Genomic DNA, 5,576 nt, shown 5'->3' on the forward strand with positions numbered 1-5,576 from the left:
AGCAGACCCCGAAGGGCCCGACGTGCGCGATACTGGGATTGAACCAGTGACCCCTACCGTGTCAAGGTAGTGCTCTCCCGCTGAGCTAATCGCGCCTGGTGTGGCGGTCCTGCAGCAGACCCCGAAGGGCCCGACGTGCGCGATACTGGGATTGAACCAGTGACCCCTACCGTGTCAAGGTAGTGCTCTCCCGCTGAGCTAATCGCGCGGGGAGGTCTCCCGGTGGAACCGGGGGATCCTCTTGGAGGTGGAGACGGGATTTGAACCCGTGTACACGGCTTTGCAGGCCGTTGCCTCGCCTCTCGGCCACTCCACCAGGCAACACACGAAGAACGATCTTACACTGTTCTCCATCGAGCGGACGACGAGATTCGAACTCGCGACCCTCACCTTGGCAAGGTGATGCTCTACCAACTGAGCCACGTCCGCCTGTCTCCCGGGATCTTCACCGCTTTTCTTCGGCTGCGCTCCCTGGCGACGTGTTGAACTCTAGCGGATTCCCGGGCCAGCTAAAAATCCGTTCCCGCAGCATGCCGAGGGCCTGCCCTCCGGTGTCACCGCCGCGGCCGCCCGGCGAGGTCACCAGCCGCCACCTGCAGCGCTTCCGGACGGTCATTCGGAGGCCACCCGGCGCACACCCGCGCGACGTGCAGCGCTGCCCGCCCGCCCCCGCCCGCCGGGGCGCGAGCCCGGCGGGCCCACGCCCCCCGACCTACACTTCAGGCACCGCCGCCCCCAGCACCACCGCGCAGGAGAACCGTGTCCGGCCACCCCGACCCCCGCACCCCGCTCGCCCGCTTCGGAGGCCGCGTGGCCACCGGACTGCGGGACGTCACCTCGGACCCGGCCGCGCTCGACTCCTCCGGCTACTGGGCTGTCGCCTACGACTTCGAGGGCCGCTTGACCTGCGCCCGCTTCGACGAGGTCCGCCCCGCCCCCGCCCCGCCCTCCGGCGCGGGCTGGCGCGGCCCGGACGCCGGCAGCTGGCACAGCTCGCTGGACCGCGCCGCCTACACGGCGGGGGTCCGCCGCATCCGCGAGCACATAGCCGCCGGGGAGGTGTACCAGGCCAACCTCTGCCGGGTGCTGTCCGCGCCGCTGCCCGACCCCGACCGCAGCGACATCGACGCCCTCACCGGCCTGCTCGCCCACGGCAACCCGGCCCCGTACGCCGGCACCATCCGGCTGCCGGAGCACGGCGTCGAGATCGCCACCGCCTCGCCGGAGCTCTATCTGCGCCGCACCGGCCGCACCGTCTCCTCCGGCCCGATCAAGGGCACCGGCCGCACCGAGCACGACCTCCTGGAGAAGGACCACGCCGAGAACGTGATGATCGTCGACCTGGTCCGCAACGACCTCGGCCGGGTCTGCGAGACCGGTACGGTCACCGTCCCCGACCTGTGCGCCGTGGAGAAGCACCCCGGGCTGGTCCACCTGGTTTCCACGGTCGAGGGCACCCTGCGCGAGGACGAGGGCTGGCCCGGACTCCTCGCCGCCACCTTCCCGCCCGGCTCGGTCACCGGCGCCCCGAAGTCCAGTGCCCTGCGGATCATCGAGGCCCTGGAGACCGCCCCGCGCGGCCCCTACTGCGGCGCCGTCGGCTGGGTCGACGCCGACCGCGGCGAGGGGGAGCTCGCCGTCGGCATCCGCACCTTCTGGCTCGACCGGCAGGATCCGAGGGCGCCCGTCCTGCGCTTCGGCACCGGCGCCGGCATCACCTGGGGCTCCGACCCCGAGCGCGAGTGGGACGAAACCGAACTGAAGGCCGCCCGCCTGGTCGCGATAGCGTCGGGCAGCGCAACCGACCACGAGCCGCACCTCGCCTAGGAGCAGCCCTCCATGCACAACCGCACCACGAGCTGGGTCAACGGGACGCTCGTCGACTCCGCCGACGCCGCCGTGTCCGTCCTCGACCACGGGCTCACCACCGGCGACGGCGTCTTCGAGACCATGAAGACCGTCGACGGCAAGGCCTTCGCGGTCACCCGCCACCTCGACCGGCTCACCCGCTCCGCCCGCGGCCTGGGCCTGCCCGACCCGGACCACGACCTGGTCCGCGAGGCCTGTGCCCGGGTCCTCGAGGCCAACCCCGCCCCGCTCGGCCGCCTGCGGGTCACCTACACCGGCGGGACCTCCCCGCTCGGCTCCGAGCGCGGCACGGCCGGTCCGACCCTGGTGGTCGCCCTCGGCGCCATCGACCGCCGCCCCGACGAGACCGCCGTCGCCGTCGTTCCCTGGCGCCGCAACGAGCACAGCGCCGTCGCGGGCCTCAAGACCACCTCGTACGCCGAGAACGTGGTCGCCCTGGCCGCCGCCCACCGAGTGGGCGCCTCCGAGGCGCTGTTCGCCAACACCGCCGGCCGGCTCTGCGAGGGCACCGGCTCCAACGTCTTCGTGGTCATCGGCGGCCGTCTGCTGACCCCCGCGCTCGACTCGGGCTGTCTGGCCGGCATCACCCGGCAGCTGGTCGTCGACTGGTGCGAGGCCGAGGAGGCCGACCTCCCGCTGAGCGCCCTCCAGGAGGCCGAAGAGGTCTTCCTGACCTCCACCACCCGGGACGTCCAGGCCGTCACCCGCATCGACGACCGCGTGCTGCCCGGCATCGGCCCGGTCACCGCCAAGGCCATGGCCGTCTTCACCGAGCGCAGCGGCGACGACCTCGACCCGTGACCCCTTCGCGGGGGCGGGCGGCCGGGCACCCGGAGGGGACCACGGGCCGTACGCCGGGCCGGTGCGCCCGGCGGCGACGGGCGGCGACGGGCGGCGCGGATAACCGTCCCGGCGAGGGGAAGGGACCACCACATGACCACCACGCTGCGCCCCGAGGGCCCCGAGACACCCACCGCGGCCGGCGGTCGCACCAGACGCTGGCGGATCCTGGCGAACGGCCGCCCGGTCGGCGCGCTGCGCACCACCTCGACCCGCCACGGCAGCCAGTTCTGGGGTGAGATATCGGAGTTGGAGGTCTTCGAGGGGCGCGGCCGCGGGCGCGGCACGTTCGGCGCGCTGGCCGCGGAGGAGGTGCTGCGCGGCTGGGACTGCACCCGGGTGGACGTCAACGTCCCCGAGTGGGCCCCGGTCGCCCGCAGCCTCGCCGCGACCCTCGGCTACACCGAGCGGATGCGGAACCTCAGCAAGAGCCTCACCACCGCGCCCGCGCTGCCCGCCGGCGTCACCGCCCGCCCGATCGACGCCGCGGAGCTCCCGGCCTGGCTCGACCGGGCGGCCGAGGGCTACGTCGTCTCGCTCATGGGCTCCGGCCTCAGCGAGGAGCAGGCCCGTGCCAAGTCGCTGTCGGACCACCGGAACGTGCTCCCGAACGGCGCCGACAGCCCCGGGGTGGCCCTCCGCCGGCTGTACGGCGCCGACGGCGGGCGGGAGCCGCTCGGCTCGCTCTGGGTGGACCTCCACCTGCGTGACCTGCCGGACGGCGCACCGCTCGCCTGGGTCATGGTCGTGGAGGTGTCCCCGGCCCACCGGGGCCGGGGACACGGCCGCACCCTGATGCTGCTCGCCGAACGCGAGTGCCTGGCCGCCGGCGTGCGCGAGCTCGGCCTGAACGTCTTCTCCGGCAACGACGTCGCCGTCCGGCTCTACGACTCGCTCGGCTACCGCGTCACCAACCGCTGCTACGGCAAAGCGCTCTGATGGCTGACGGATCGTCAGGAAGCCTTGGCGGCCTCGATGACGGCGATGATCCGCTCGCGCAGGCCGTCCTGGCTCTGTCCGCCGTCCAGCCGCTCGCCGCCGATCACGTAGGTCGGCGTGCCCTTGACCCCGATCGCCTTGCCCTCGGCCTGGTCGGCGTCCACGGTCAGCATGTGCCGACCGTCGATGAGCGCGGTGTCGACCTCCTCGGCATCCGCCCCGACCTCCCGGGCCACCGCCAGCAGCACCTGCTGCCCGCGCGCGTCCAGCTCCTCGACCCGGGCCAGCAGAGCCTCCACGAACGGCCACCCCAGCCCCTGGGCGAACGCCTCCTCGGCCGCCTCCGCAGCGGCGTAGGCGTGCTTGTGCTTCTCCAGCGGGAAGTGCCGCAGCTGCACGGGCAGCGCGTCGCCGTACCGGGCGCGCAGCGCCCGCACGTCGTCCAGCGCGGTGCGGCAGTCGGGGCACTGGAGGTCGCACCAGAACTCAAGGCGGGGGAGGGAACCATCGATCATTCCCCCAGTGTTCCACTAGTAGGTGCCCACTCCCGCCGGCGGTGCGCCGCCGGCGGTGCGCCGCCGGCGGACCGACCGGGGAGGCAGCGATGACCAGGACCACCGCGAGCGAGGGGGCACGGTCGTGCTGACCGCGGCGATCAGTTTCCTCCTCACGGCAGCCGGAGTGGCCGTGGCCGGCCTGCGCGCCCGGCGGCGGCGTTTCCGCTCGGCGACGCGCTGGTTCGCGGTGGCCCTGCTGCCCGCGGGGCTCTACCTGACCGGACTGTTCCCGCTGGCCGCCATGATCGGCCGGGAGTTCGCCGACTGGGCGGCGAAGCTGGTCTTCGACCCCCGGGTGTGGACGGGCATCGCGCTGCTCGGCGCCTCCGCCGTCCTGCTGGTCGCCACCCGCTGGGTGGGCCGCCGCGGCGCCGTGGAGGGTGCCGCCGAGCGTCCGGCGGCGGCCGGCCCGGCCCCCGAGCAGCCGGCGGTGGCCCCGCCGCCCAGGACGCCGGGGAAACCGGGGAAGCCGGCCGCGGGCAAGCGGGACGACGGCCTCGGCGACTTCGCCGACATCGAGGAGATCCTCCGCAAACGCGGTATCTGACCGCGGCCGCGCAGCCGGGGCCGGGGCGCACCGAACCCCACCGCCGGAGCGCGGCCGGGCAGGGTTCGTCAGGCGGAGGCCACGGCCTCCGCCGACCGCTGCCGCGCGCGGTAGGCGGCGACGTGCAGCCGGTTGCCGCAGGTGCGGCTGTCGCAGTAGCGCCGCGAGCGGTTCCGGGAGAGGTCCACGAAGACCCGGGCGCAGTCCGGCGCCTCGCACCGGCGCAGCCGCTCCCGCTCGCCGGCCATCAGGATGAACGCCAGCGCCATGCCCAGCTCGGCCGCGAGGTGGTCCCCGAGCGCGGCGTGCGGGGCGAAGTAGTGGATGTGCCAGTCGTGGTGGTCGTGGTTGACCAGCCGGGGCGTCGTCCCGGCGGCCGCGACGACCGCGTTGACCAGCTCGGCGGCCTCTGCGGTGGACTCCGTGGCGAACACCTCGCGCAGCCTGGTGCGCAGCTCGTGCACCCGCCGCAGGTCGTCCTCGGTCAGCGAGTCGATCTCGCTGATCTCCTGGCGGACCACGAAGGCGTCCAGCGCGGCGACGTCCGGCAGCCGCTCGTCGCCGCACACCTCGGGTGCGGTGTTGAGCAGGTCGACGAGGATGCTCAGCGCGCACTCGGTGTCATGGGTGATCAGCACGTTGGGGGCTCCTCGCGCAGGGGGACTCCGGTACCCCGCGTCCACGGTTACCCCAGACCATACCGGCCCTTGCGGCAGAAGGGCGGTGCGTTCTTTCGAAGCCCCGTACGGATCCCGCTGGAGTGTCCCGAAACGTCTGGAACGGGCGGCGCCCGGCAGTGGAGCCGGCCACCCGTACGGGTGGCC

6 protein-coding genes and 4 tRNA genes are annotated in these 5,576 nt (G+C 73.8%); 4 read left to right on the forward strand and 6 right to left on the reverse strand.

Annotated elements, in window-relative coordinates:
• Positions 1-23 precede the first annotated feature (23 nt).
• The 4 genes from ABT247_RS31315 to ABT247_RS31330 form a co-directional block, all read right to left on the reverse strand.
• Positions 24-95 (reverse strand) — tRNA-Val (locus ABT247_RS31315).
• Positions 96-136: 41 nt separating this feature from the next.
• Positions 137-208 (reverse strand) — tRNA-Val (locus ABT247_RS31320).
• A 34-nt stretch (positions 209-242) separates the two neighbouring features.
• Positions 243-316: transfer RNA gene (locus ABT247_RS31325), tRNA-Cys, on the reverse strand.
• Between the two features lie 40 nt (positions 317-356).
• A tRNA-Gly gene (locus tag ABT247_RS31330) sits at positions 357-429 on the reverse strand.
• Between the two features lie 330 nt (positions 430-759).
• Between ABT247_RS31330 and ABT247_RS31335 the strand changes: the two genes are divergently transcribed.
• The 3 genes from ABT247_RS31335 to ABT247_RS31345 all read left to right on the forward strand — a co-directional run bounded on the left by ABT247_RS31335 (position 760) and on the right by ABT247_RS31345 (position 3,648).
• A complete protein-coding gene (locus ABT247_RS31335) occupies positions 760-1,827 on the forward strand; it encodes a chorismate-binding protein (protein ID WP_350749432.1) in 1,068 nt (355 codons plus the stop codon).
• Between the two features lie 12 nt (positions 1,828-1,839).
• Complete coding sequence (locus ABT247_RS31340) at positions 1,840-2,670, forward strand: aminotransferase class IV (RefSeq protein WP_350749435.1); 831 nt, start codon at positions 1,840-1,842, stop codon at positions 2,668-2,670.
• 132 nt (positions 2,671-2,802) lie between these two features.
• Complete coding sequence (locus ABT247_RS31345; protein WP_350749438.1) at positions 2,803-3,648, forward strand: GNAT family N-acetyltransferase; 846 nt, start codon at positions 2,803-2,805, stop codon at positions 3,646-3,648.
• A 14-nt stretch (positions 3,649-3,662) separates the two neighbouring features.
• Here ABT247_RS31345 and ABT247_RS31350 read toward each other — a convergent pair whose 3' ends face one another.
• Positions 3,663-4,163, reverse strand: coding sequence for a DsbA family protein (locus ABT247_RS31350; RefSeq protein WP_350749441.1), 501 nt, complete (start codon positions 4,161-4,163; stop codon positions 3,663-3,665).
• Between the two features lie 124 nt (positions 4,164-4,287).
• Between ABT247_RS31350 and ABT247_RS31355 the strand changes: the two genes are divergently transcribed.
• The gene (locus tag ABT247_RS31355) at positions 4,288-4,752 is read left to right on the forward strand and encodes a hypothetical protein (protein ID WP_350749444.1); all 465 of its coding nucleotides are present in this window, start codon (positions 4,288-4,290) and stop codon (positions 4,750-4,752) included.
• 68 nt (positions 4,753-4,820) lie between these two features.
• On the opposite strand, the gene ABT247_RS31360 is transcribed toward ABT247_RS31355, so the two are convergent.
• Complete coding sequence (locus tag ABT247_RS31360) at positions 4,821-5,390, reverse strand: CGNR zinc finger domain-containing protein (protein WP_350749447.1); 570 nt, start codon at positions 5,388-5,390, stop codon at positions 4,821-4,823.
• Positions 5,391-5,576: the final 186 nt, after the last annotated feature.

The sequence above is a fragment of the Kitasatospora sp. NPDC001539 genome (assembly GCF_040298565.1).
In the GTDB taxonomy this organism is placed as follows: domain Bacteria; phylum Actinomycetota; class Actinomycetes; order Streptomycetales; family Streptomycetaceae; genus Kitasatospora.

Coding starts and splice junctions, on each gene's coding strand:
- ABT247_RS31340 (WP_350749435.1), top strand. CDS start 1,840: ATGCACAACCGCACCACGAGCTGGGTCAACGGGACGCTCGTCGACTCC.
- ABT247_RS31345 (WP_350749438.1), top strand. CDS start 2,803: ATGACCACCACGCTGCGCCCCGAGGGCCCCGAGACACCCACCGCGGCC.
- ABT247_RS31350 (WP_350749441.1), bottom strand. CDS start 4,163: ATGATCGATGGTTCCCTCCCCCGCCTTGAGTTCTGGTGCGACCTCCAG.